We start from the raw sequence: 26092 nt of genomic DNA, 5'->3' as shown, positions 1-26092 counted from the left end.
CGGCCGAGGCCCGGCAGCACGACGTCGAAATTGCCCGAAGCGAGCTCGCGCATCGCCTTGCACATCGCGATCATCGGCCGCGAGATGCCGGTGCCGAGCAGGAAGGCAAGGACCGCACCCAACAGCGTGCCGCCGACCGCCAGCATCAGCACCAATTGCTCGGTCTTGCCGATGGTCGCTTCGGATTCCAAATCCAGCCGCTGCTGCTCGGCGACGAGATCCGCCTTCATGGTGGTCGCGCCCTGGAGAATCGCTCCTGCCGAACCGCTCATCTCCGTGACGAGCTCATCCACCAGCTTGGCGTTGGCGATCAGCTTCTCCAGCGCTTCACGGTAGGCGGTCAGGATGGTCTTGGCGTCCTTCAGGCCGGCGACAATTTTTTCGTCCATGGAATAGACTGCGCCGAGCGAGTTCTCGACGAATTTCAGCCGCGCCAGCGCGCTGGTGGCGATCGACTGGTCGGACGTCAGCACGAAATTGGTGGCCGCGGCGCTCGCCGTCTGGAACTGGGCGTTGACCTGCTTGGTACCGAACTCGATCGACTGAGCCTCGGAATCGGAGGCGTTGTTGCCGATGTCGTCGAGCTTGTATTTCAGCAGATTGGCCTGCCGCGTGAGCTGGTTCTGCACCAGCAGGGCGCTGTCACGCTTGGCCTGGAGAACCTTTGCGAAGGTCGCGGAGAAGTTGGAGAACTCCTTGGCGAGCTTGTTAAGGCCCTCCTGCCGCGCCGGCTTCTTGGCGCTCTTGACGGCCTGGTCGATGGCGCTCTTCAGGCTGGCCTCGGCGTCGAGCGCCGCCTTGGCGTCATCTTCCTTGCCGGTGGTGACGAAATATTTGACAGCCGAACGGTAGGCGAGCAGCTCGCGGTCGATGTTGCGCGCGAGATCGGCCTCCGTGACGCTGGTGCGGTAGGACCCGACCCCCGCCGAGACCCGCTCGAAGCCGAAATAGGCGAAAGCCATGCTGCCGGCGGAGATCACCAGCACCGCGGCGAAGCCCAGGATGATCTTTGCACGGAACCGGAGGGTCGGAATCAGATTACGCTTCGACGGCGACGCGACACGCCCGGACATTCCCAACCCCCATTTATTCTCTTCAGCCGTGATCCGGAGGCGCCCCGCCCCCTGATCTGGATGCGCAAAACTAAGGCAGATTCGATAAGGGGCGGTAAATTTGGCACGCCCTACTATGGTCGGGTGATCTCGGCCAAAGGCCGATCGGCAAGGCGGATGATGGGCTGGTATCCCACGCCAGCCCGACCGCTCCCCGTCCGGCTCGGCCGCCGTCGCTCAAATCAACCGCAGCCCATCTGAATCAATGACTTTTCCATGACGCGGGCGTCCAAAATCCTAGTTGCAAAGTTCCGGGTCGCTGTCTCTAATTAGAAACAATCAAAATCATCCCGGGAGGACGACACCGTGTCTACAGTCAAACTGACAGTGAACGGCAAGGCCGTTGCTGTCGACGTCGAGGACCGCACTCTGCTGGTCCATCTGCTGCGCGATCACCTCAACCTCACCGGAACCCATGTGGGCTGCGACACCAGCCAGTGCGGCGCCTGCGTCGTCCACATGGACGGCAAGGCGGTGAAATCCTGCACCATGCTGGCGGGCCAGGCCGACGGCGCCAACGTCACCACCATCGAGGGCATCGCCAAGGGCGACGAGCTGCACCCGATGCAGGCCGCCTTCCGCGACAATCACGGCCTGCAGTGCGGCTATTGCACCCCGGGCATGATCATGTCGGCGATCGACATCGTGCAGCGACATGGCGGCCAGCTCGACGAGACCACGGTCCGTCATGAGCTCGAAGGCAATATCTGCCGCTGCACCGGCTACCACAACATCGTCAAGGCCGTGCTGGATGCAGCCGGACGCATGAAGGTCTCGCAGGCGGCCGAGTAAGCGGCGCGCCTCGAAAGAACAACCACCGCCGCAGCCGTCGATGGACAGCGCGGTCAAAGAAATTTCGGGTCGGGAGGACCAGACATGGGTGTTGAAGGCATCGGCGCACGCGTCGTGCGCAAGGAAGACAAGCGTTTCATTACCGGCAAGGGCCGCTACGTCGACGATATCAAATTGACGGGCATGACCCACGCCCATTTCATCCGCAGCCCGCACGCGCACGCCAAGGTCAAGAAGATCGATTCGTCCGCCGCGCTTAAGATGCCGGGCGTGGTCGCGGTGCTCACCGGACAGCAGCTGGTCGATGACAAGGTCGGCAACCTCATCTGCGGCTGGGCCATCACTTCCAAGGACGGCAGCCCGATGAAGATGGGCGCATGGCCGGCCATGGCGCCGGAAACGGTGCGCTTCGTCGGCCAGGCCGTCGCAGTGGTGATCGCCGACAGCAAGAATCTGGCGCGCGACGCGGCCGAGGCCGTGGTCGTTGACTATGAAGAGCTTCCGGCCGTCGCCGACATGCAATCGGCCATCAAGGCCGGCGCGCCGCAGCTCCACCCCGAGGCTCCCGGCAACCAGGTCTATGACTGGGTGATCGGCGACGACGGCGCCGTGAGCGCCGCCTTCTCGAAGGCCGCCAACGTGGTGAAGCTAGACGTCACCAACAACCGCCTCGCCCCCAACGCGATGGAGCCGCGCGCGGCGATCGCCGACTATGACGCAGCGGAAGAGCACTTCACTCTTTATACGACGTCGCAGAACCCGCACGTCGCTCGCCTCGTTCTGTCGGCGTTCTACAACATCGCGCCCGAGCACAAGCTGCGCGTGATCGCCCCCGACGTCGGCGGCGGCTTCGGCTCCAAGATCTTCATTTATCCCGAGGAGATGGTGGCGCTGTGGGCCTCCAAGAAGGTCGGCCGTCCCGTGAAATGGACCGGCGACCGCACCGAAGCCTTCCTCACCGACGCGCATGGCCGCGACCATGTCACCCATGCCGAGATGGCGTTCGACGCCAACAACAAGATCATCGGCCTGAAGGTGAAGACCTACGCCAATTTCGGCGCCTACATGTCGCTGTTCTCGTCGTCGGTGCCGACCTATCTCTACGCGACCCTGCTGTCGGGCCAGTACAACATCCCGGCGATCCATGCCGAGGTGATCGGCGTCTACACCAACACGACGCCGGTCGATGCCTATCGCGGAGCAGGCCGGCCCGAGGCGAGCTATCTGATCGAGCGGCTGATGGAGACGGCCGCGCGCCAGCTCAAGGTCGATCCGGCCGCGCTGCGCCGGGCCAACTTCATCACCCAGTTCCCGCACCAGACGCCGGTGATCATGGCCTATGACACCGGCGACTTTAACGCCTCGCTCGATGCCGCGATGAAGGCGATCGACTATGCCGGCTTTGCGAACCGCAAGGCGCAGGCGAAATCGCAAGGCAAGCTGCGTGGTATCGGCGTCTCCTGCTACATCGAGGCCTGCGGCATTGCGCCGTCGAAGGCGGTCGGCAGCCTCGGCGCCGGCGTCGGCTTGTGGGAGTCGGCCGAAGTGCGGGTCAACCCGGTCGGCACCATCGAGATCCTCACGGGATCGCACAGCCACGGCCAGGGCCACGAGACCACGTTCTGCCAGCTCGTCGCCGATCGTCTGGGCGTTCCCATCAGCCAGGTCTCGATCGTCCATGGCGACACCGACAAGGTGCAGTTCGGCATGGGCACCTACGGCTCGCGCTCCGCGGCCGTCGGTCTCACTGCGATCCTGAAGGCCATGGAGAAGATGGAGTCCAAGGCCAAGAAGATCGCCGCGCATGCGCTGGAAGCGTCGGAAGCCGACATCGTCATCGAGAACGGCGAGTTCAAGGTGACGGGCACCGACAAGGCGATCGCCTTCCCGATGGTCGCGCTCGCGGCCTACACCGCGCACAATCTGCCTGACGGGATGGAGCCGGGCCTGAAGGAAAGCGCCTTCTACGACCCGACCAACTTCACCTTCCCGGCCGGCACCTATATCTGCGAGCTCGAGGTCGATCCCGGTACGGGCAAGACCTCCTTCGTCAACTTCGTCGCGGCCGACGATTTCGGCCGGCTGATCAACCCGATGATCGTCGAGGGTCAGGTCCATGGCGGCCTCGTTCAAGGCATCGGGCAGGCGCTGCTCGAGCATGCGATCTACGATGCCAACGGCCAGCCGGTCACGGCCTCGTTCATGGACTACGCCATGCCGCGCGCCGACGATGTGCCCTCCTTCAACCTCTCCCACACCACGACGCTGTGCCCGGGCAATCCCCTGGGCATCAAGGGTTGCGGTGAGGCCGGCGCGATTGGCGCCTCCGCGGCCGTGATCAACGCGATCACGGATGCCATCGGCAAGAACAATCTGGAAATGCCCGCAACCCCGGACCGGGTGTGGCGCACGATCAACGCGGCTTAAGAGGGAGGAACGAAGATGTACCAGACCACCTATCATCGCGCCTCCTCGGTCGACGAGGCCGCCAGCCTGTTCGGCAAGAGCAGCGAAGCAAAGTTCCTCGCCGGCGGCCAGACGCTGCTGCCGGTGATGAAGCAGCGCCTCGCAAGTCCCTCCGATGTCATCGACCTCGCCAAGATCAAGGACATGATCGGCGTCGAGGCTTCCGGCGACACCGTAACTATCAAGGCTGCGACGACTCACTACGACGTCGCAACCAGTGACGCCGCCAAGAAGGCGATTCCCGCGCTCGCCTATCTGGCGTCGCTGATCGGCGATCCTGCCGTGCGCTATCGCGGCACGATCGGCGGCTCGATCGCCAACAACGATCCCGCCGCGGATTATCCGGCCGCGCTGCTCGCGCTCGACGCCACCGTGAAGACCAACAAGCGTTCGATCGCGGCCGGCGATTTCTTCAAGGGCCTGTTCACCACGGCGCTGGAAGACGGTGAGATCATCACCGCCGTCTCGTTCCCGGTTCCGGCAAAGGCGGGCTACGCCAAGATGCGGCACCCTGCCTCGCGCTTCGCGCTCACCGCCGTGTTCGTCGCGCAGACGAAGTCCGGCGAGATCCGCGTCGCCGCAACCGGGGCGTCGCAGAGCGGCGTGATGCGGGTCGGTGCCATCGAAGCCGCGCTGAAGGCGAACTGGTCGCCGTCGGCGATCGACAGCGTCAACATTCCCGCGAGCGGGCTGCTGGCCGACATTCACGGCACGGCGGACTATCGCGCGAACCTCGTCAAGGTGATGGCGCAGCGCGCAGTCGCGGCAGCGGGCTGACTCTTCCGCTCCAGCGCCTCGACACAAATTTTCCGCGGCGCGCACTTCGGTGCGCGCCGTTTTATTTTGCCCATGCGGCATGAAAACCGCTTGCCTCGCTGGCGGGAAGGCGAGAAAAGTTAATCAGCCAATTAACTCGCCCCCAAGAGCAAGGTCAGAGGCGTTTGCGCACTTGCCCGCGACCAGAGGAAACAACAACGTGCTCGACAAATCAGCCCCCACCTCGTCCGTCCGCACCTCCGGTCCGCTCTCGGGCTTTCGCATCGTCGAATTCGCTGGCATCGGGCCCGGCCCGTTCGCCTGCATGATGCTGGCCGACATGGGCGCCGACGTCGTCACGCTCGACCGTGTCGGCGCGAAGAAGAGCATGAAGTCGGTGGCGGGCCGCGGCCGCAAGGTCATCGAGCTCGATCTCAAGGACAAGGCGGCGATTGCGGGGGTGCTCGACTTGCTCGCGAGCGCCGACGCGCTGGTCGAGGGCTTTCGTCCCGGCGTGATGGAGCGGCTCGGGCTCGGCCCTGACGTCGTGCTCGCGCGCAACCCGAAGCTCGTCTACGGCCGCATGACCGGCTGGGGCCAGGAAGGCCCGCTCGCCAACGCCGCCGGCCACGACATCAACTACATCTCCATCACCGGCGCGCTCGCCGCGATCGGCACGAAGGAAGCGCCGGTGCCGCCGCTCAATCTGGTCGGCGATTTCGGCGGCGGCGCGCTCTATCTCGTGGTCGGCGTGCTCGCGGCGCTGCTTGAGGCGCAGAGGTCCGGCAAGGGACAGGTTGTCGATGCCGCGATGTGCGACGGCGCCGCGTCGCTGATGTCGTTCTTCTTCGACATGACCACGCTCGGCCGCTGGACCGAAGGCCGCGACCGCAATTTCCTCGACGGCGGCGCGCATTTCTACGGCGTCTATGAATGCGCCTGCGGCCATTTCGTCTCGATCGGTTCGATCGAGCCGCAGTTCTACAAGCTGCTGCGCGAGCACGCAGGGCTGACCGACGCCGATTTCGACGCGCAGATGAATCCCAAGGCCTGGCCGGCGCTGAAGGAGAAGCTGAAGGCCGTGTTCAAGAGCAAGACGCGCGAGGACTGGTGCAAGATCATGGAAGGCACCGACATCTGCTTCGCGCCCGTGCTGACCATGTCGGAGGCCACGCAACATCCGCACATGGTCGCCCGCAACGTCTTCCTCGAGCGCCACGGCGTGAAGCAGCCCGCACCGGCGCCGCGTTTTTCGCGGACACCCTCGGCGGTGCGCGAGCCAGAAGGCGCCGAGATCGGCGCCGTGACGGCGGCGTGGAAGTCAGGGAAGTAGCCCCGGCGCACGAATCCTTAGGGTGGGCAAAGGCGCAGAGCGCCGTGCCCACGTTCTCCCGCGATTCGATGAAGGTGGTGGGCACGCTTCGCTTTGCCCACCCTACGGCAGCGGGCGTGTGGCGGCTTACGCCGCCGTATCCACCTTCAGCACCCCGCGCCGGATCTGGTCTTCCTCGATCGACTCGAACAAGGCCTTGAAATTGCCCTCGCCAAAGCCGTCGTCGCCCTTGCGCTGGATGAACTCGAAGAAGATCGGGCCGATCGCGTTGGCCGAGAAGATCTGCAGCAGCACCTTGGTCTGGCCGCCGTCGACCACGCCCTCGCCGTCGATCAGGATGCCGTTCCGCTGCAGTCGCGCGACGTCCTCTCCGTGCTTGGGCAGCCGCGCGTCGACCTTCTCGAAATAGGTGTCGGGCGGCGGCGGCATGAACGGCAGGCCGGCCGCGCGCAGGCCCTCGATGGTGCCGTGGATCTCGCGGCAGCCACAGGCGATGTGCTGGATGCCCTCGCCGCGATAGACTTTCAGATATTCCTCGATCTGGCCGGAATCGCCGGCGTCCTCGTTGATCGGAATCCGGATCTTGCCGTCCGGGCTGGTCAGCGCGCGCGAGAACAGGCCGGAGGCGCGGCCCTCGATGTCGAAGAAACGGATCTGGCGGAAGTTGAACAGCTTTTCGTAGAAGCCGGTCCAGACATCCATGCGGCCGCGATGGACGTTGTGGGTGAGGTGGTCGAGATAGAACAGGCCGGCGCCGACGGGCCGCGGATCGCGCGCGCCGAGCCACTCGAACTCGGCATCATAGGCCGAGCCTTTTGCGCCGTAGCGATCGACGAAATAAAGCAGGCTGCCGCCGATGCCCTTGATCGCGGGCACATCAAGCGTCTTCTGCGCCGGTGACACATCGGCCGGCTCGGCGCCGAGAGCGATCGCGCGGTCATAGGCCGCTTTGGCATCGACGACGCGGAACGCCATTGACGGCGCGCAAGGGCCGTGGGCGGCGACGAACTCGTAGCCGTGGGTGCCGGGCTCTTCGTTGACGAGGTAGTTGATGTCGCCCTGGCGGTAGACCGTGATCTTCTTGGTCTTGTGGCGCGCGACGGGCGCATAGCCCATCAACTTGAACAGCGCGTGCAGCTCTTGCGGATTGGGATGGGCGTATTCGACGAACTCGAACCCGTCGGTGCCCATCGGATTGTCGGCGGTGATGGTGGCCGGCGGTGCATCGTGCGGAAACGGACCCATGGTGTTCTCCCAATTTGCTGCTGGAAGGAACTATCCTTCATAGGACGCGCAAAGAGCGTGCAAATGAGACGTCTTTTGGCTACCATATGCACGATATGTGCACAAAATGGACAAATCACGCATGATTTCGGTGGATGCCTTCGACCTCAAGATCCTCGGCGCGCTGCAGGATGACGGCCGCCTCACCAACCAGGAGCTGGCCGACCTCGCGGGCCTGTCGGCCTCGCAATGCTCGCGCCGGCGGATGCGGCTGGAAGAGGAGAAGGTGATCGCGGGCTATCATGCCGACCTTTCCAGCGAAGCGCTCGGCTTCGGGGTGATCGCCTTCATCCAGGTGGGGCTCGCGACCCACTCGCCGGACAATTCAAAGCGCTTCCGCGCGCTGGTGAACCGGATCGACGAGATCCAGGAGGCCTATTCGCTGACGGGCGACGCCGATTATGTGCTGAAAGCCGTGCTGCGCGATCTCAAGGGCCTGTCGAACCTCGTCAACGACGTGCTGATGCCGCATCAGAGCGTGGCGCATGTGCGCTCCTCCATCGTGCTGGACCGGCTGAAGGAGAGCTCGCGGCTGCCGCTCAAGGAGATCAAGCCCGGCTGAAATCGAGGGAACTACGGCATTCGCGCTCGCCCCGCGATCTGCGATGATCCAGGCCATCTCCGGAGATACCGCCATGGCCCTCCAGCTTCGACCGAACTGCGAATATTGCGACCGCGACCTGCCGCCCGACGCGATGGATGCGCGGATCTGCTCCTATGAATGCACGTTCTGTGCGGATTGCGTCGAGACCAAACTCTCCAACGTCTGCCCGAACTGCGGCGGCGGCTTTGCCCCGCGCCCGATCCGGCCGACGCAGGAATGGCGGGCCGGCGTGTGCACGACGAAGCAGGCGCCGTCGGACAAGCGGGTGCATCTGAAGTACAGCGTGGAGGATGTCGCGGCGCATTGCGCGCGGGTGCGCGATGTGCCGCCGGAGAAGCGGTAGGTTTCGTAGGGTGGGTTAGCGTTAGCGTAACCCACCAACTCTGCTGCCGCAGACGCCAAAGAGGTGGATTACGCTGCGCTAACCCACCCTACGGCACCGGAGCGCGCGGCTACTCCGCCGCCACAATCGTCCCCTCGACCTCGCCGAAGCCGACGCGATAGCCGCTGCCCTGGCACCAGCCACGCATGACGAGGCTATCGCCGTCCTCCAGGAATGAGCGCTTTGCGCCGCCGGGAAGCTCGACCGGCTCGGTGCCGTTCCAGCTGATCTCGAGCAGGCTGCCGCGCTGGTTCTTCTCGGGGCCGGAGATCGTGCCACTGCCAAGGAGATCGCCGACATTCATGGCGCAGCCGGAGGAGGCGTGGTGCATCAGCTGCTGCACCGAAGACCAGTACATGTACTTGAAGTTGGTACGGCTGATGCCGACGGGCGCGTTGGCGCCGGCGGCGCGCAAAGAGACGTCGAGCTCGACATCGTAGTTCTGGGGCTTGCCCTGCTTGAGATAATCCAGCGGCACCGGCTGCTGCTCCGGCCCCTTCAGGCGGAACGGCTCCAGCGCCTCGCGCGTTACCACCCACGGGCTGATCGAGGTCGCGAACGCCTTGGCGAGGAAAGGGCCGAGCGGCACATATTCCCATTGCTGGATGTCGCGCGCGCTCCAGTCATTCAGCAGGACGAAGCCGAAGATCATCTCCTCCGCCTGCTGCTCGCTCAGCATGCCGCCCATCGGCGACGGCTGGCCGATCACGACGCCCATCTCCAGCTCGAAATCGAGCCGTTTGCACGGGCCAAAGCTCGGCACCTCGACATTCGGCGGCTTGAGCTGTCCGCGCGGGCGCTTCACCCTGGTGCCTGACACCACGACGGTGGAGGCACGGCCGTTATAGGCGATCGGCATGTGCAGCCAGTTCGGCTGCAGCGCGTTGTCCTTGCCGCGGAACATCACGCCGACATTGGTGGCGTGCTCTTTCGACGAGTAGAAATCGGTGTAGCCGGAGACCGCGAAGGGCAAATGCAGCCGCGCATCGCGCATCGGAACCAGCGCCTGCTTGCGCAGCTCCTCGTTGTCGCGCAGCTCCTGATGATCGTGCCGCAGCAGCTCGCTGATGCGCGCCCGCGTCTTCGTCCAGACTTTCGGCCCCAGCGCCAGGAAGGGATTGAGCGAAGGCCCGGAGAATACGCCGAGCGGCCCGACCTCGAGCCGGGAGTCCTGCTCGAGCTCCCAGAGATCGAGCACGTAACTGCCGATGGCGACGCCGACCCGCGGCGTCGGATTGGCCGCAGTCGAGAACACGCCATAGGGCAGGTTCTGGATCGGGAAGTCGGAGGCGGGATCGATTTCGATGAAGGAGCGGAGGCTGGGGTCGTTGGGGTGGGGCACGCGAATTCTCCAATCGGAAAATCGTCATGCCCGGGCTTGCCCCGGGCATCCATCATCTCGAAGAGGATGGATCGCCGGGTCAGGCCCGGCGATGACGAGCAACAAAATCTACGGCTTGCTCGGATCGAACCGCTTCTCGAGGCCGTTCCAGCAATCGGCGTAATCGTCCTGCAGCGTCGACGCATTCGCGGCATGCGCTGTGACGCGCTGCGGGTAGCGGGTCTCGAACATGAAGGCCATCGTGCCCGTGAGCTTCACCGGCTTCAATTCGCCATTGCTGGCGTGCTCGAAGGCGTCGCGATCGGGGCCGTGCGGCAGCATGCAATTGTGCAAGGAGATGCCGCCGGGCACGAAGCCCTGCGGCTTCGCATCGTAGACGCCGTAGATCAGGCCCATGAACTCGCTCATGATGTTCATGTGATACCAAGGCGGACGGAATGTGTTGTCGGCGACCATCCAGCGCTCGGGGAAGATGACGAAGTCGATATTCGCGGTGCCCGCGGTCTCCGACGGCGAGGTCAGCACGGTGAATATCGACGGATCGGGATGATCGAAGCCGATCGCGCCGACCGGCGAGAAGGTGCGCAGATCGTATTTGTACGGCGCGTAATTGCCGTGCCAGGCGACGACATCGATCGGCGAATGCGGCAAGGTCGTCTTGAACAGCGAGCCGCCCCATTTCACGAACAGCTCGGTCGGCGTGTCCTTGTCCTCGTAGTTCGCGACCGGCGTCAGGAAGTCGCGCGCATTGGCAAGGCAGTTGGCCCCGATCGGGCCGCGCTCCGGCAGCGTGAAGGCGCCGCCGTAATTTTCGCAGAGATAGCCGCGCGCCGGCCCGTTCGGAATCTCGACCCTGAATTTCACGCCGCGCGGGATCACCACGATCTCGCCGGGCTCGGCATCGATGCGGCCGAATTCGGTGACGAGGCGAAGATTGCCCTGCTGCAGCACGAACATCAGCTCGCCGTCGGCATTGTAGAAATGCTGGTCCACCATCGACTTGGTGATGAGGTAGACATGCGCGGCCATGCCGGCCTGCGTGTTGACGTCACCGGCCGTCGTCATGGTCTGCACGCCCTCGACGAAGGTCACGTCCCCCTTCGGCAGCGGCGTCGGGTCCCAGCGCAGCTGCGCGATCGGCAGATCGTATTCATGGCATGGCGCCGAGCGCCACAGCCCGGCATCGACCTTCTCGAAGCGGCCGGAATGCTTCACGGAGGGGCGGATGCGGTAGAGCCACGAGCGCTCATTGGTGCCGCGCGGCGCGGTGAAGGGCGAGCCCGAGAGCTGCTCGGCATAGAGCCCGTAGGCGCAGCGCTGCGGCGAGTTGCGCCCGATCGGCAGCGCGCCCGGCAGCGCCTCGGTCTCGAAACTGTTGCCGAAGCCGGACATGTAGCCCGGCGTCACCTGGGCCGAGCTGCGGATGATCTGATCAGGCGAGGTATTGATGTTCATGACTATCCTCCTCCTTGCAGGGCGGCCCACATTTCCTGGTCGCGCTTGTCGGTCCAGATCACGGGATCGTCGATCCCCGACGCTTCGTCATAGGCGCGCGACACGTTGAACGGCAGGCAGTGCTCGTAGATGGCGAAGCTGTGGAATTTCGGATCCATCACCTCGCGCGTCGCCGCCATCGATTCCTTCAGCGTGCGGCCCTTGGCGACCGAGATCTCGGCGGCTCCATAAAGGGACGTGACGAAGTCGCGCGTCATGGCGATGGCCTCGCGCACCGTGGCGGCGCCCTTGAGCGCATCGCCGCGACCGGGCGCGATCGCCTTGGGATTGAAGTTGCGGATCTCGTTCAGCGTCAGCGGCCATTCGCGCAAATGCGCATCGCCGCAATAGCAGGCCGAGTGATATTCGATGAGATCGCCAGAGAACATCACCTCCGCATCCGGCACCCATGCGACGATGTCGCCGGAGGTGTGACCCGCGCCGAGTTGCATCAGCCGCACCTCGCGCTTGCCGAGATAGATCGACATCTCGCCTTCGAAGGTCAGCGTCGGCCAGGTCAGGCCAGGAATGCTCTGCGCATCCTGGAACAGGCGCGGGAAGCGGCCGTATTCGGAATCCCAATCCTGCTTGCCGCGCTCTTCGATGAGACGATAGGTCTCCTGCGAGGCGACGATGCCCTGCGCCTTGTAGGCGGAGGCGCCCAGCACGCGCACGGCGTGATAATGCGACAGCACGACATATTTGATCGGCTTGTCGGTGACAGCCTTGACGCGCTCGATCACCTTGTTCGCCATCGCCGGTGTCGCCTGCGCGTCGAACACGAGGCAGCCGTCGTCGCCGACGATCACCGCCGTGTTCGGATCGCCCTCGGCGGTGAAGGCATAGAGATCGGTGCCGATCTCGGAGAAGGTGATCTTCTTCTCGGAGAGATCGCCGGTGGACGCGAAGTTCTTCGCCATCAATTCATCCTTACGAGTTCACTGTTGTTGCTGTTGTTGCTGCTGGCCGTCGATCATGCGGCGCTTCGCGAGCCCGATCGCCTCGCGCAGCACGTCGATGTCGCCGATATGGTTGGCGAGGATCAGCACCAGCGCCGCATCGAAATCGGCACTCTGCTCCTCGGTGAGACCACGATGCGCCTCGACGATGGCGCGGAAGGCATCATCGGGACGCGCGAAGTTGGAGCTGGTGGAAAGCGCCATTGCCAAACCTCAATTCAGGCCTGCGGCCCGCGACAGGGCCGAGGCGATCGCCTCGCGCGTCGGATGACGGAAGCGCGCCGCGACATAGCCGTCGGGCCTGAGCAAATAGGCTGCACCCGGCTCCGCGTCGTAGCGCTTTGCGACAAGGCCGGAGGGATCGGCGAGCCCGCCCTCGCCGCCGATGCGGATATCCCTGACGCCGTCGGGCGCCTCAAAGACCGCGCCATTGCTGAACGACAGCAAGGTGAAATCCGTTCCACCCTGCCGGAAGGCATCGGTCAGATAGCCCCGCCCGGCGACGGGCGCGTCGAGCATGGAACATCCGGGCGACGGCCCACCGCGCCAGGCGTCCGCGTCGCGTGACGACAGCGGCGTATCGTAGCTGCACGGCACCGAGAGCCTACCGCCATTGACCATGCGCTTGCCGAATTCGGTTTCCTTCGCCAGCGACAGCACCGCCTTGCGCAGCCGCGCTTCCTGGTGCGAGTTCGGCGCCATGAAATCGGTCGAGCGGGTGGATTCGCGGATGTTCTCGTCCGCCGCCATGCTGCGCTCGACATGGTAGCTTTCGAGCAGGCTCGCGGGCGAGGTGCCGCGCAGCACGCGATCGAGTTTCCAGGACAGGTTCTCGGCGTCCTCGAGTCCGGAGTTGGCGCCGCGCGCGCCGAACGGCGAGACCTGATGCGCGGAATCGCCGGCAAAGATCACGCGGCCGTGGATGAAGCGGTCCATGCGCCGGCACTGGAATTTGTAGAGCGAGATCCACTCGAACTCGAACTTGTCGTGGCCGAGCATGCGCGCGATACGCGGCCGCACGTTCTCCGGCTTCTTCTCGACGACGGGATCGGCATAGCGGTTGAGCTGGAGGTCGATGCGCCAGACGTCGTCGGGCTGCCGGTGCAGCAGCGCCGAGCGTCCGGCATGGAACGGCGGATCGAACCAGAACCAGCGCTCGGTCGGGAATTCCGCGGTCATCTTGACGTCGGCGATCAGGAACTGGTCCTCGAACACCTGTCCCGCGAACTCGGCGCCGACCATCTGCCGCAGCGAGGAGCGCGCACCGTCGCAGGCGACGACATATTGCGCCTGCAGGCGATAGGCGCCCTCCGGCGTCTCGATCGTCAGCACGGCGGAATCGTTGCGCTGCTCGAGCGCCGTCACCTTGTTGCGCCAGCGCAGGTCGATCCCGGGAAGATCGCCGATGCGATCGACCAGATATGCCTCGGCGTAATATTGCTGGAGGTTGATGAAGGCCGGCCGCTTGTGCCCGTCTTCCGGCAACAGGTTGAACTGGTAGAGCTGCTGTTCGCCGTGAAAGATCCGGCCGACGCTCCACACCACGCCCTTATCGACCATGCGGTCGCCGACGCCGAGCCGGTCCCAATATTCCAGCGACCGCTTCGAGAAGCAGATCGCGCGCGAGCCCTCGCCGATGCGGTCGGCGTCGTCCAGGAGGACGACGCGCTGGCCGCGCTGGGCAAGATCGATCGCCAGCGACAGGCCGACCGGGCCGGCGCCGACGATCACGACCGGATGTTCCGCCGGGCTTGGGCCGGGGCGATCCTGATCGGGGTGGCGGCGATAGCCGAACTGGGTTTTGGCCTGATGCGTATTGGCCGGCGCCATACACTAACCTCGGCTCTGGTCAGGAGGGGACTGATCTGCTAGATAGTCTCACGTGCAACTATTTTGGACCGGAGCCGGCCGGCCGTCAACTGGAATTCGGAGCGCTTCCTTGGCAAGGACATCCAGCGACATCGCGCTGAAGACACAGGAGGGCGGCGAGGCGTCGCCGCGGCCAAAGGCACGGCTCGATCTGTTCAAGTTCGTGCCGTTCCGCCTCAACCGGCTGGCAGCGGAGGTCAGCGCCGCGCTGTCGGTCGAATATCAGGAACGCCACGGCCTCGACATTCCGGCCTGGCGCGTGATCGCCACGCTCGGCTTCCGCAACGATGCCTGCAGCGCGCAGTACATCTCCCAATGCACCCGCACGCACAAATCCACCATCAGCCGCGCGGTGACCACGCTGCTGAACGAAGGATTGATCGAGCGGGTCGAGAACGAAGCCGACCGCCGCGAATTCCGCCTGCAACTGACCAGGAAGGGCCGCGCGCTCTATGAAGAGCTGTTCCCGCAATTGCTGCGGCGTGAGGACGAGATCCTCGCCTGCCTCTCCGCGCAGGAGCGCAAGCAGCTCTCGGCCCTCCTCGGCAAGATCGAGGAAAGCCTCGATTTGATCCAGACCAGCGAAGAGGCGGATGCGAAGCAGGCTTACTGACTGGGGCGCCCAGCGCGTATTGCCATCGCCGTCATCCTGAGGTGCGAGGCGTGCGATGCAAAGCATCGCGCGGGGAGCCTCGAAGGATGAACGGCCTCGATGCAGCCGGGCCGTCGCCCTTCGAGGCTCGCCATAGAGGCGAGCACCTCAGGGTGACGGTGATGGAGTCGTGCTCGCTTTCTTGGCGTCACTTCGCAAACGAGCGCGTCGGCGGCAGATGCAGGGCCCACGCATCGACCTTGTCGCTCGCGCGCGGATAGATCTCGGTCACGATCGGATCGTGGCCGGGGATGAATCGATCGGGGTGGCCGGCAAGGCGCTCGATCGTCTCCCAGCCTGCGGCCATGTCGCCGACATTGTAGACGATCGGGAATGGGCTGCGCCGCTGCAGATTGGCGTAGTAATGCGCGGCATCGGAGGCCAGCACCACGGCCCCGCGCGCGGTCTCGACCTTGACCACCTGCAAGCCGTCGGAATGGCCGCCGACACGGTGCACGGTGACGCCGGGCGCGACCTCGCCGTCGCCCGAATAGAACGTGACGCGCTCGCCATAGACATGACGCACCATCTGCGTGACGTGCTCGACCGAGAACGGATGTCGCAGCAGTCCGTTGCACATGCAGCGCCCCGTCGCGTAGGCCATCTCGCGCTCCTGCAGATGGAAGCGCGCGCTCGGGAAGCGGTCGAGATTGCCGGCATGGTCGTAATGCAGATGCGTCACGATGACGTCGCGAATGCTCGAAGCCGCAACGCCAAAGCGCTCCAGCGCATCGACCGGATTGAGCGTCAGCTTGCGCGCCCGCGCGCTCGCCTCCTCGGCATTGAAGCCGGTGTCGACCAGAATCTCGCGGCCACCACCGCGGATCAGCCAAACGAAGTAGTCGAGATCCTGCGCCGCGCTGTCATGCGGATCGGGCGCCAGGAAGTTCATGCTGGGGGTGCGCGGCGACATCGTCGCATAGCGCAAAGCGTAGATTTCGTAGACGTTTCCCAAGACGTTTCCCATGGCTCTTGCTTTTCTACTCTTGCTTTTTTGTAAGGGGAGCTGAACGACCGGACGCAGCAAGCCATCGTCCGTCGCAAAGGTCAAACAGCCGAGGCTGCTGCGACCGCAAGGCTGCAATGTGAGACCAATCACATTTTTGTCGCCATGAATCCCCTAGCATGGCCGCTGCAATGCCCCACCAAGTCGCGTCGAGCTCGATCATGACGGCCGGTTCATCTTCGTCACCAGCCCCGCGCCGGTACGCCGCTCCGTTGCGATCAATCGTCGCGATAATGCCGAATCTCCAAGCGGTTGACGCCCCCCTCCCCCGGTTTGATAATGCACATTGCGTAAGTTAAGGTCGCCGCGGCGCAAGCTGGAACGGCGCCTTTTTGGCTGGACCGCGCTCATTATGAAAATTCGCTTTCTTCTCCTTCTCCCGTTGCTCGTTTCGCTCGTCCCGATGGCCCCATCGCTGGCGGCCGGCGACCGCTACGCGCTGGTCATCGGCAACGCCAAATATCCGGATGCCGATGCCCCGCTGAAGGAACCGATCAACGATGCGCGCGATATCGCCGACGAGCTCAAGCGCGACGGCTTCTCGGTCGAGATCGGCGAGAACCTGACCGGCGACGGCATGCGCCGCGCCTTCGACAAGCTCTATGGCAAGATCAAGCCGGGCTCGGTGGCGCTGGTGTTCTACAGCGGCTTCGGCATCCAGTCGGCGCGCCAGAGCTACATGCTACCGGTCGATGCGCAGATCTGGACCGAATCCGACGTGCGCCGCGACGGTTTCAGCCTCGAGACCGTGCTCGGCGAGCTCAACACCCGCGGCGCCGGCGTCAAGATCGCATTGATCGATGCCTCCCGGCGCAACCCGTTCGAGCGCCGGTTCCGTAGCTTCTCGGCCGGGCTTACGCCCGTCATCGCGCCGAATGGCACGCTGGTGATGTATTCGGCGGCGCTGGCCTCGGTGGTCTCCGACGCCGGCGGCGACCACAGCCTGTTCGTCCAGGAACTGCTCAAGGAAATTCGCGTCCCCGACCTGATGGCCGAGGAGACGTTGAACCGTACCAAGATGGGCGTCACCCGCGCCTCGCGCGGCGAGCAGGTGCCGTGGATCTCCTCGTCGCTCGCCGAGGATTTCTCCTTCATTCCGGGCGCCGCCGGGTCACGTCCGACCGCAACGACGACGACGCCACCACCACCCGCGCCGCCGGTGGTCGCGAACAATCCGCCGCCGGCACCGCCTGCGCCGCCCTCACCGCCTCCGCCGCCGAAGCCGGCCGACACGGCCGCGGCTCCAGCGCCTCCCCCTCCGCCGGCACCAGCCCCGTCGCCGAAGCCGCAGGTCGATGCCGCCTTGCCGCCACCGCCACCGCCGGCGAAACCCGCCGATCCCCCGCCTGCACCGAGCATGGATAGCGGGCCGAGCGCGGCGGCGCTGGCCGAGGACCCCACCATCAAGGGCCTGACGGCCAAGATCGCGGCCAATCCTGATGACGTGAATGCGCTGTACCGGCGCGGCCAGGTCTATGCCAGCAAGGGCGCCTACAGCCTCGCCATCAAGGATTTCGACGACACGCTCCGGATCAATTCGAAGGACGTCGAAGCGCTGAACAACCGCTGCTGGACCCGTACCGTGGTCGGCGATCTCCAGGGCGCGCTGAAGGATTGCAACGAGGCGCTGCGGCTGCGGCCGAACTTCGTCGATGCGCTGGACAGCCGCGGCCTCGTCAATCTGAAGTCCGGAGCGGTCAAGAACGCGATCGCCGATTTCGACGCGGCCCTGCGGATCAACCCGCGCCTGACCTCCTCGCTCTACGGACGGGGCATCGCCAAGCAGCGGAACGGCTCCGCCCAGGAAGGGGCGCTGGATATTGCGAACGCCAAAGCGATGGATCCGAACATCGTTCAGGAATTCGCAAGCTACGGAGTACGCTAGTATTTTTTTGAGCTGAGGCGATCGACGCCTCGAACCCTGGACGGCCCTCGGAAGACTAACCGTCGGATGCCGCAGGCGGCCTTTCCCGGGGGGCCAATGGCAGGAATTTGGAACCACGCGAGCTTCGGCGCGCAGGAGGGACGAGCTATGAAATCGGCTGCAAAGGGACTTACCGCCATCCTCTCGGTCATGGCCATCGGCGCCGCGCTGTCGCTGCAAGCCGCCCCCGCATTCGCCGGCGACGACGGCAACAGCAAGAACGTCACCGAAGACGAGATCGTCCGCGCGCTGGCGCCGCCGGCGAAGAAGCCGCTGACCCGCGGCCTCTCGATCGGCGCTCCGCAGGCCGACCCCGCGCCGAACGCGGCCGAGACCAAGCTGATCCAGTCCGTGCGTGGCCGCTCGACCCGCTCGCTGTCCTCGACCGAGCGCGAGGAGATTGCCTCGGTCGCCAAGGACAAGCCGAATATCGATCTCGAGATCACCTTCGACTACAACTCGGCCAATATCAGCGCCAAGTCGATGGCTTCCGTGCAGGCGCTCGGCCGCGCGCTGACCAGCCCCGACCTGAAAGGCTCGACCTTCGTGGTCGCCGGCCACACCGACGCCGCCGGTGGCGAGTCCTACAACCAGGACCTGTCGGAACGCCGCGCGGATTCGATCAAGCGCTACCTCGTCGAGAAGTACAGCATTTCCGCGACCGATCTCGTCACCGTCGGCTACGGCAAGAGCAAGCTGAAGGACCCGGGCCAGCCCATGGCCGAGGTCAATCGCCGGGTGCAGGTCGTCAACATGGAAAACAAGACCACCGCATCGAAGTAAGCACGACGCAATCCTTTGCAGTGACCCGTCGTGATGTGGTGTAAAGTCTCGCTTGCGAAGCGCGTCCCGCAGCCTTGCGGGACGCCGCTTTATTTCAGGGAAACGCTCTGCATGGGCCTCGTACGGACGGCCGTGAGCCAGGCCAGGATGATCCGGCGATGAACCTTTCCGAATATATCAAGCCGGCCGGAACCGTGGCCTTCGTCGTTGCGCTCGGCGTCGGCTATTATCTGTTCGAGCATCGAAAGCGTCCCGAGGTGAAGGAGACGCCGAGCGAGGCGCTCGTCATCGTGACCAAGTCGACCAATGCCTGCTTCTCCGACCTCGTGCGCGTGACCGGCTTCTTCGTGCCGCGCCGCGAGGCCGTGGTCGTCGCCGACCAGGAAGGCTCGAGGGTCACCGACCTCTTCGTCACCGAAGGCACCATGGTCACCGACAATCAGGAGCTGGCGCGCCTGACCCCGCCGCCGCAGATCCCCGGCCAGCCGCAGCGGCCCGGACCGCAAGGCCCGATCTCGCTGAAGGCGCCCGCGCCGGGTCTCGTCACCGAGGTCCGCACCATCGTCGGCGCGCCCGCGTCGCCGCAGGCCGGCCCGATGTTCCGCATCGCCGTCAACAACGAGATCGAGCTCGACGCCCAGGTTCCGGCGGTGCACATGCCCAAGCTCAGCGCCGGCGCGACCGTGCGCATCAGCCGCGACGACGCGCCCGATCTGATCGGACGCGTGCGGCTGGTCTCGCCCGAGATCGACCGCACCACGCAGCTCGGCCGCGTCCGCATTAGCGTCACCAACAATCCCTCGCTGAAGGTCGGCGTGTTCGCGCGCGCCTCGATCGACGCCAAGCGAAGCTGCGGCGTGGCGGTCCCCAAGACAGCCATCGACCACCTCACCGTGCAGGTCGTCAAAGGCAACATTGTCGAGACGCGCAAGGTGCGGGTCGGACTGTCGTCCGACACCGCGACGGAAATCCTGGAGGGCCTCGACGTCGGCGAAATCGTCGTGGCCGACGCCGGCTCTTCGCTGCATGACGGCGACCAGATCAAGACCATGTTCGCCGATGAACTCGATCGCACGCGGGTACGCTGATGGCTCTCAATATCTCGGCATGGTCTATTCGTCATCCGCTGCCGTCGGTCGTCTTTTCGATCATCCTGCTGGTGCTCGGCTGGACCTCCTTCGTGAAGCTCGCGGTGACGCGGCTGCCTTCGGCGGACATCCCCGTGATCTCGGTCGCGGTGTCGCAGTTTGGAGCTGCGCCCGCCGAGCTCGAATCCCAGGTCACCAAGACCATTGAAGACGCGGTGTCCGGCGTCGAGGGCGTCAGGCACATCACCTCGCAGATCACCGACGGCCTGTCGCTGACCACGATCCAGTTCGCGCTGGAGACCAACACCGACCGCGCGCTCAACGACGTCAAGGACGCGGTGACGCGCGTGCGCTCGAACCTGCCGCAGAACGTCACCGAGCCGCTGATCCAGCGCGTCGACGTGATCGGCCTGCCGATCGTCACCTATGCCGCGATCTCGCCCGGCAAGACACCGGAGCAGCTCTCCTATTTCGTCGACGACGTGGTCAAGCGCGCGCTGCAGGGCGTGCGCGGCGTCGCCCAGGTCGAGCGCATCGGCGGTGTCGAGCGCGAGATTCTGGTGTCCCTCGATCCCGATCGCCTGCAGGCGATGGGGCTCACCGCCGTCAATGTCAGCCAGAGCCTGCGCGGCACCAATGTCGACGTCGCCGGCGGCCGCGCCGAGATCGGCAAGAACGACCAGGCGATCCGCACGCTGGCCGGCGCCAAGACGCTGGGCGATCTCGCCGGCACCATGGTCCCGCTGTTCGGCGGCGGCGAGGTCAGACTCGACGATCTCGGCACCGTCACCGACACCATCGCCGACCGCCGCACCTTCGCCCGCTTCAACGGCGAGCCGGTGGTCGCGCTCGGCATCAAGCGCTCCAAGGGCGCCAGCGACGTGAAGGTCGCCGCCGCCGTGCAGAAGCGCATCGACGCACTCAAGGCCGCCTATCCCGATGTCGACCTCAAGCTGATCGACACCTCGGTCGAATACACCAACGGCAATTACGAAGCGGCGATCTCCACCCTGTTCGAGGGCGCCATCCTCGCCGTCGTCATCGTGCTCTTGTTCCTGCGCGACCTGCGCGCCACCATCATCGCCGCGATCTCGCTGCCGCTGTCGATCTTCCCGGCGTTCTGGGCGATGGACCTGCTCGGCTTCTCGCTGAACCTCGTCAGCTTCCTCGCCATCACGCTGTCGACGGGTATTCTCGTCGACGACGCCATCGTCGAGATCGAGAACATCGTCCGGCACATGAACATGGGCAAATCGCCCTACCGTGCCGCGCTGGAAGCCGCCGACGAGATCGGCCTCGCGGTGATCGCGATCTCGCTCACCATCATCGCGATCTTCGCGCCGGCGAGCTTCATGTCGGGCATCGCCGGACAGTTCTTCAAGCAGTTCGGCATCACCGTCTCGGTGCAGGTGTTCTTCTCGCTGCTCGCCGCGCGCTTCGTGACACCGGTGCTGGCCGCCTACTTCCTCAAGCACGGCCATCACGAAGAGCCGCCGCCCGGCCGCGTCCTGCGGTCCTACCACAGGATCGTGGCCTGGTCGGTGAAGCATTATTTCATCACGGTGCTGATCGGCTTCGGCATCTTCGCCGCATCGATCTGGAGCATCACGCTGCTGCCGCAGGGCTTCCTGCCCGCGCAGGACAGCGCGCGCTCGCTGCTTGCGCTCGAGCTGCCGCCGGGCACCCAGCTCGCCTACACCGAGAAGGTCACCGAGGACATCGTCGCGCGGCTCCGCAAGCGGCCCGAGGTGAAGAGCATCTTCGTCGACGGCGGACGCGTTCCGCCGGGCACCCAGGAAGTCCGCCGCGCCGCCCTGATCATCAACTACAAGCCCAAGGCCGATCGCGACATCACCCAGCGCGAGCTGGAATTCTCGATCAGCCAGGAGCTGGAGAACATTCCGGACATCCGTTTCTGGTTCCTCGACGAGAACGGCCTACGCGCCATCTCGCTGGTGGTGACCGGTGTCGACGCCAACATCGTCAACAACGTCGCCAGCGAGCTCGCGACGCAGATGAAGCGGATACCGACCATCTCCAACGTGATCTCAGAGACCACGCTGGAACGGCCCGAGCTGCGCATCGAGCCGCGCGCCGATCTCGCCGCACGGCTCGGCGTCTCGACCGAGAGCCTGTCACAGACCATTCGCGTCGCCACCATCGGCGACGTCGGGCCCGCGCTCGCCAAATTCGACGTCGGCGACCGCCTGGTGCCGATCCGCGTGCAGCTCGAGGACGCCGCGCGCGGCAATCTGAAGACGCTGGAGCAATTGCGGGTGCCGCTGGGCGAGCGCGGCGAGAAGGGCGGCGTGCCGCTCTCGGTCATCGCCGACGTCAAGCTCGACCAGGGTCCGACCAGCATCAACCGTTACGACCGCGAACGGCAGGCGACCGTCGCGGCCGACCTCGTCGGCTCCGCCGCGCTCGGCGACGCCACCAAGAAGATCTACGACCTGCCCGTGATGAAGACCTTGCCGAAGAGCGTGAAGGTCTCACCCTCGGGCGACGCCGAAAGCCTGAACGAACTGTCCGACGGCTTCGCCACCGCGATCACGGCGGGCCTGATGATGGTCTATGCCGTGCTGGTGCTGCTGTTCGGCACCTTCCTGCAGCCGATCACCATCCTGTTCTCGCTGCCGCTCTCGATCGGCGGCGCGATCGCCGCCCTGCTCATCACCGGCAAGCAGCTCACCACGCCGGTGTGGATCGGCATCCTGATGCTGATGGGCATCGTCACCAAGAACGCGATCATGCTGGTCGAGTTCGCGATCGAAGCGATCCGCGACGGCAAGCCGCGCGAGGATGCCATGATCGACGCCGGCATGAAGCGCGCCCGCCCGATCGTGATGACCACGATCGCGATGGCCGCGGGCATGATGCCGAGCGCGCTCGCGGTCGGCGCCGGCGGCGAGTTCCGCTCGCCGATGGCGCTCGCGGTGATCGGCGGCCTGATCTTCTCGACCATCCTGTCGCTGGTGTTCGTGCCCGCGATGTTCATGGTGATGGACGATCTCGGCGCCCTGATCTGGCGCTTCGGCAAGCGGTTTATCGTGCACAGTGAAGATGCGGAGGCGGACGGTCACCACGGGGCTTCGGATGCGGGCGCTCCGCCCGTATCGAAGAACATGGTGCATCCCGCAGCGGAATAGGATTCGCGCGAAGGGGCGGCCATGAGCCGCCCCTTATCCGTGATCTGAATGACTGACGTTGCATTACATGCAAAGCAGCCTGGACGACCCTACTCGTTCCGCGCGATCGCGGTCAGCTTGGTCATGTTCCGCAGCAGGATCCGGCCGCGCTGCAGATCCAGGATCGCTTCCTTGCGCCAGGCCTGGAGCTGGCGGTTGACGCTCTCGCGGGCGGCGCCGACGAAGACGCCGAGCTGCTCCTGCGAGATGTGCACCTCGGAGCCGAAATCCGCGGCGAGCGCGCAGAGCCGTCGCGCGAGGCGCACCGGCAGCGGCTGCAGCATGGACTCTTCCATGCGTTCGCTCTGCCAGCGGATGCGCTGGCACAGCAGCGCGATGATCTTGATCGCGACCTTCGGCTCGCGCTCGAGGAAGCCGAGGAAGTCCTCGCGCCGCAGCACGAACAGTTCGCTGGCCTCGCCCGCCGTCGCATCCGCGGTGCGGTCCTGGCCGTCCAGCACCGCGACCTCGCCGAACAGGTCGCCCGGCCCCATGAAATTCAGCGTCAGCCGGCTGCCGTCGGAGGCGCCGGTCTCGATACGGACCTGGCCGCGGCGGACGCCAAACAGCGCGTCGCCGGCGTCGCCCTTCTGGAACAGCACCTCGCCGTTCGCCAGATGCTGGGTGTGGCAGAGATTGGACAGCCGCTGGAGCTCGTCCGCGCCGAGATCGGCGAACATCGGGTTCATCTTCAGGATGACCGCAAATTCGGCCTGTTTGCTCATTTCAACGTCCTTGTGAATTCGCTCGTTAATTTCACCGGCAAATCGCTTGGAACCATCAACATCAGGATCGCGTAAAACCGCGCCGGGGAAGTGTGTCATAAGTCACATAACTTTGCAGCACCCCCTGACTATTTTTGACCGCTTGGAGCCGCTTCCCGTCCGGGGATAAACTCACGCGCAAGAGACGGGTGAGCGGCCGGTTTCGGCGCCGTTCGTCCGTCGTTGGAAAGTCGACATGAGAGCTGTGAAATTCGCCGGCGCCGCGGTCGCCGCTGTCATCATCGTGATCGCGATTCTGCTCGTGGTCGGCATCCCCTCGGGCTTCCTGACCTCGACCATTGCCGCGCGGGTCGAGAGCGCCACCGGCTATCGCCTGTCGATCGACGGCACCACGAAGATCAGCCTCTGGCCGACGCTGAACGTCACGCTGAACGACCTCACGCTCCAGGACCCCAAGGACCGCAGCGGCATCACGCGCCTGACCGTCGACAGCGTCCAGGCCGACATGTCGCTGTCCAGCGTGTGGTCGGGCAGCCCTAGGATCAGCGAGCTCATCGTCACCCATCCCGTGCTCTACCAGCCGCTGCTGCGCGAGCGCCTGCCGAACGCCGGCGGCACGTCGAAGCCAGTTACGCTCGACACGGCCGGGGCGACCATCGACCGCGTCAAGGTCATCGACGGCGAGGTCGCATTCGCGCGGCTGCGCGACCGAGTCGAGGGCCGCATCAGCGCCATCAATGCCGATGCCGTCGTTGGCGGCGACCGCAAGGTCAACATCACCGGCACCGCGCGCGTCGGCGATCATCCGACCAAGTTCGACATCAAGGCGACCACGCCGGCACCGCCGGCCGAACGGCCGACCATTCCGGTGGATTTCGCCATCGACATGCCCGATGTGCTGAAGTCCCAGCTCAACGGTCATGCCGAGATGCGGCTGAACGGCGACGTCCTGATGATCAACGGCGTCAGCGGCAGGCTCGGCGACGGCGCCTTCAACGGCTGGGTCTCGGTCGACATCGCCAGCAAGCCCCTGGTCAAGGTCGATCTGGATTTCCAGCGCCTCGCGATCCCGCTGGCGAAGACGCCTGACGGTGCGTCGGGGCAGCCCTGGAGCAATGCGCCGATCGACGTATCCGGGCTCAATTATGTCGATGCGCAGGTGCGGATCTCCGCGAACGAAGCGGTGATCGGCGATGCCCGCCTCGCGCCGCTTGCGCTCGATGCCAAGCTTGCCGGCGGCGTGCTGAAGGCCGGCACCGCCAATCTCGGCGCCTATGGCGGCCAGGTCTCCGGCGAAGTGATCCTGGACGCGACCACCGGCGCGCCGAGCTTTGCCATGCATTCCGACCTCGTCGGCGTGCGCGCGCTGCCGCTGCTGCAGGGTCTTGCCGAATTCGACCGGATCGACGGCAAGCTGCAGGCCAAGCTCGCCTTGCGCAGCGCCGGCACCAGCCAGCGCGCGCTGATGGCGAACATGCAGGGCACGGCCTTCGTCAATTTTCAGGACGGCGCGATCCGCGGCATCAACGTCGCGCAGATGATCCGCTCGCTGACGACCGGCACGCTGTCCGGCTGGCAGGATAGCCAGAACGCCGGCCAGGAGCAGAGCACGGATCTGTCGCAGCTCTCGGCCTCGTTCCGCATCGACAAGGGCCAGGCCGTGACGACCGATCTCAATTTGATCGGACCGCTGGTGCGCGTCACCGGCGCCGGCACCATCGCGCTCGACACCAAGATGATGGGCTTTCGCGTCGAGCCCAAGCTCGTGATGACGACCGAAGGCCAGGGCCGCACGAACGAGCCGGTCGGCTTCGGCATCCCCGTGATGATCCAGGGCAGCTGGTCGCAGCCGAAGATCTATCCCGACATGGCCGGCATGCTGGATAATCCCGATGCCGCCTATGCCAAGCTGCGCGAGATGGGCAAGGGCCTGTTCGGCCCCGACGGCGCCGGGCTCGGCAATATCCTGGGAAGCCTGGGGCTCGGCGGCACGACCGCACCGGGCGCCAACGCGGCCGGCGGCGCCAACGCGCAAGCCCAGCAGCCGGGGCAGAACAATCTGCTCGGCGGCCCGCTCGGCGAGGCGATCGGCAATCTGATCCAGCAGGGGTTGTCCAGCGGCGCCGGAACCGGAGCCGGCACCGCGACGGGCACCGGCCGCAGCCGCAGCCTGCCGGCACCCTCCTCGACCCCGGCGCCGCAGGCTTCGCCGGCGCCCCCCGCCCAGGAGGACTCGCCGGTGGCGCAGCAGGATAGCCAGCCGATGAACGACGTGCTGCGGCAGCTCTTCAATCGATGATGGGCGGACCGGGCTGGATTTCACGCCCACGCCT

The 26092-nt window shown here is 65.3% G+C and carries 21 protein-coding genes; 12 read left to right on the top strand and 9 right to left on the bottom strand.

Annotated elements, in window-relative coordinates; genetic code table 11:
- Positions 1 to 1073 (bottom strand): methyl-accepting chemotaxis protein (locus JQ617_RS39805; protein ID WP_502754917.1); only part of this gene is annotated, 1073 nt, incomplete at its 3' end.
- 345 nt (positions 1074 to 1418) lie between these two features.
- On the opposite strand from JQ617_RS39805, the gene JQ617_RS39800 reads away from it, so the two are divergent.
- The 4 genes from JQ617_RS39800 (at position 1419) to JQ617_RS39785 (ending at position 6459) form a co-directional block, all read left to right on the top strand.
- Entirely contained in the window at positions 1419 to 1904 is a 486-nt protein-coding gene (locus JQ617_RS39800; protein WP_063692749.1) for a (2Fe-2S)-binding protein, read from the top strand.
- Between the two features lie 84 nt (positions 1905 to 1988).
- Positions 1989 to 4331, top strand: a complete 2343-nt coding sequence (locus JQ617_RS39795) for a xanthine dehydrogenase family protein molybdopterin-binding subunit (RefSeq protein WP_212031118.1) — start codon at positions 1989 to 1991, stop codon at positions 4329 to 4331.
- 15 nt (positions 4332 to 4346) lie between these two features.
- Complete coding sequence (locus JQ617_RS39790) at positions 4347 to 5147, top strand: FAD binding domain-containing protein (protein ID WP_145658067.1); 801 nt, start codon at positions 4347 to 4349, stop codon at positions 5145 to 5147.
- A 199-nt stretch (positions 5148 to 5346) separates the two neighbouring features.
- On the top strand, positions 5347 to 6459 hold the full coding sequence (locus JQ617_RS39785; protein WP_212031117.1) for a CaiB/BaiF CoA transferase family protein: 1113 nt from the start codon (positions 5347 to 5349) through the stop codon (positions 6457 to 6459).
- Positions 6460 to 6585: 126 nt separating this feature from the next.
- Here the strand turns inward: JQ617_RS39785 and hppD are convergent, their stop codons facing one another.
- Positions 6586 to 7704, bottom strand: a complete 1119-nt coding sequence (gene hppD, locus JQ617_RS39780; RefSeq protein WP_212031116.1) for a 4-hydroxyphenylpyruvate dioxygenase — start codon at positions 7702 to 7704, stop codon at positions 6586 to 6588.
- Between the two features lie 121 nt (positions 7705 to 7825).
- Here hppD and JQ617_RS39775 point away from each other — a divergent pair, with 121 nt between their 5' ends.
- Positions 7826 to 8305, top strand: a complete 480-nt coding sequence (locus JQ617_RS39775; protein WP_063692740.1) for an Lrp/AsnC family transcriptional regulator — start codon at positions 7826 to 7828, stop codon at positions 8303 to 8305.
- Positions 8306 to 8378: 73 nt separating this feature from the next.
- On the top strand, positions 8379 to 8690 hold the full coding sequence (locus JQ617_RS39770) for a DUF1272 domain-containing protein (RefSeq protein WP_212031115.1): 312 nt from the start codon (positions 8379 to 8381) through the stop codon (positions 8688 to 8690).
- Positions 8691 to 8799: 109 nt separating this feature from the next.
- Here JQ617_RS39770 and fahA read toward each other — a convergent pair whose 3' ends face one another.
- From fahA to JQ617_RS39745, 5 genes are all read right to left on the bottom strand, one after another.
- Complete coding sequence (gene fahA / locus JQ617_RS39765) at positions 8800 to 10071, bottom strand: fumarylacetoacetase (protein WP_212031114.1); 1272 nt, start codon at positions 10069 to 10071, stop codon at positions 8800 to 8802.
- A 108-nt stretch (positions 10072 to 10179) separates the two neighbouring features.
- Entirely contained in the window at positions 10180 to 11526 is a 1347-nt protein-coding gene (hmgA, locus tag JQ617_RS39760) for a homogentisate 1,2-dioxygenase (protein ID WP_212031113.1), read from the bottom strand.
- Positions 11527 to 11528: 2 nt separating this feature from the next.
- Complete coding sequence (locus JQ617_RS39755; RefSeq protein ID WP_212031112.1) at positions 11529 to 12485, bottom strand: MBL fold metallo-hydrolase; 957 nt, start codon at positions 12483 to 12485, stop codon at positions 11529 to 11531.
- A gap of 18 nt (positions 12486 to 12503) precedes the next feature.
- A complete protein-coding gene (locus tag JQ617_RS39750; protein ID WP_212031111.1) occupies positions 12504 to 12728 on the bottom strand; it encodes a DUF2783 domain-containing protein in 225 nt (74 codons plus the stop codon).
- A 9-nt stretch (positions 12729 to 12737) separates the two neighbouring features.
- Positions 12738 to 14354 carry an FAD-dependent oxidoreductase gene (locus JQ617_RS39745; protein WP_212031110.1) on the bottom strand — a complete coding sequence of 539 codons (1617 nt, stop codon included), beginning with the start codon at positions 14352 to 14354 and terminating at the stop codon, positions 12738 to 12740.
- 109 nt (positions 14355 to 14463) lie between these two features.
- On the opposite strand from JQ617_RS39745, the gene JQ617_RS39740 reads away from it, so the two are divergent.
- The gene (locus tag JQ617_RS39740; protein WP_212031109.1) at positions 14464 to 15006 is read left to right on the top strand and encodes a MarR family winged helix-turn-helix transcriptional regulator; all 543 of its coding nucleotides are present in this window, start codon (positions 14464 to 14466) and stop codon (positions 15004 to 15006) included.
- A 187-nt stretch (positions 15007 to 15193) separates the two neighbouring features.
- Here the strand turns inward: JQ617_RS39740 and JQ617_RS39735 are convergent, their stop codons facing one another.
- Positions 15194 to 16000 (bottom strand): N-acyl homoserine lactonase family protein, encoded by an 807-nt coding sequence (locus JQ617_RS39735; protein ID WP_212031108.1) that lies wholly within the window; start codon positions 15998 to 16000, stop codon positions 15194 to 15196.
- A 403-nt stretch (positions 16001 to 16403) separates the two neighbouring features.
- Between JQ617_RS39735 and JQ617_RS39730 the strand changes: the two genes are divergently transcribed.
- The 4 genes from JQ617_RS39730 to JQ617_RS39715 all read left to right on the top strand — a co-directional run bounded on the left by JQ617_RS39730 (position 16404) and on the right by JQ617_RS39715 (position 22995).
- Positions 16404 to 17936: a caspase family protein gene (locus tag JQ617_RS39730; RefSeq protein WP_212031107.1), complete on the top strand. Its 1533-nt coding sequence runs from the start codon at positions 16404 to 16406 to the stop codon at positions 17934 to 17936.
- A gap of 147 nt (positions 17937 to 18083) precedes the next feature.
- Positions 18084 to 18758 (top strand): OmpA family protein, encoded by a 675-nt coding sequence (locus JQ617_RS39725; RefSeq protein ID WP_212031106.1) that lies wholly within the window; start codon positions 18084 to 18086, stop codon positions 18756 to 18758.
- Positions 18759 to 18916: 158 nt separating this feature from the next.
- Entirely contained in the window at positions 18917 to 19846 is a 930-nt protein-coding gene (locus JQ617_RS39720) for an RND family efflux transporter (protein ID WP_212031105.1), read from the top strand.
- A complete protein-coding gene (locus JQ617_RS39715) occupies positions 19846 to 22995 on the top strand; it encodes an efflux RND transporter permease subunit (protein WP_212031104.1) in 3150 nt (1049 codons plus the stop codon). The genes JQ617_RS39720 and JQ617_RS39715 overlap by 1 nt, the downstream gene beginning before the upstream one ends.
- 89 nt (positions 22996 to 23084) lie before the next feature.
- Here the strand turns inward: JQ617_RS39715 and JQ617_RS39710 are convergent, their stop codons facing one another.
- On the bottom strand, positions 23085 to 23759 hold the full coding sequence (locus JQ617_RS39710; RefSeq protein ID WP_026312449.1) for a Crp/Fnr family transcriptional regulator: 675 nt from the start codon (positions 23757 to 23759) through the stop codon (positions 23085 to 23087).
- A gap of 235 nt (positions 23760 to 23994) precedes the next feature.
- On the opposite strand from JQ617_RS39710, the gene JQ617_RS39705 reads away from it, so the two are divergent.
- Positions 23995 to 26058, top strand: a complete 2064-nt coding sequence (locus JQ617_RS39705; protein ID WP_212031103.1) for an AsmA family protein — start codon at positions 23995 to 23997, stop codon at positions 26056 to 26058.
- Positions 26059 to 26092: the final 34 nt, after the last annotated feature.

It is taken from the genome of Bradyrhizobium sp. KB893862 SZCCT0404 (assembly GCF_018130885.1).
GTDB lineage: Bacteria > Pseudomonadota > Alphaproteobacteria > Rhizobiales > Xanthobacteraceae > Bradyrhizobium > Bradyrhizobium stylosanthis.
This window is presented reverse-complemented; position numbering and strand designations above follow the sequence as displayed.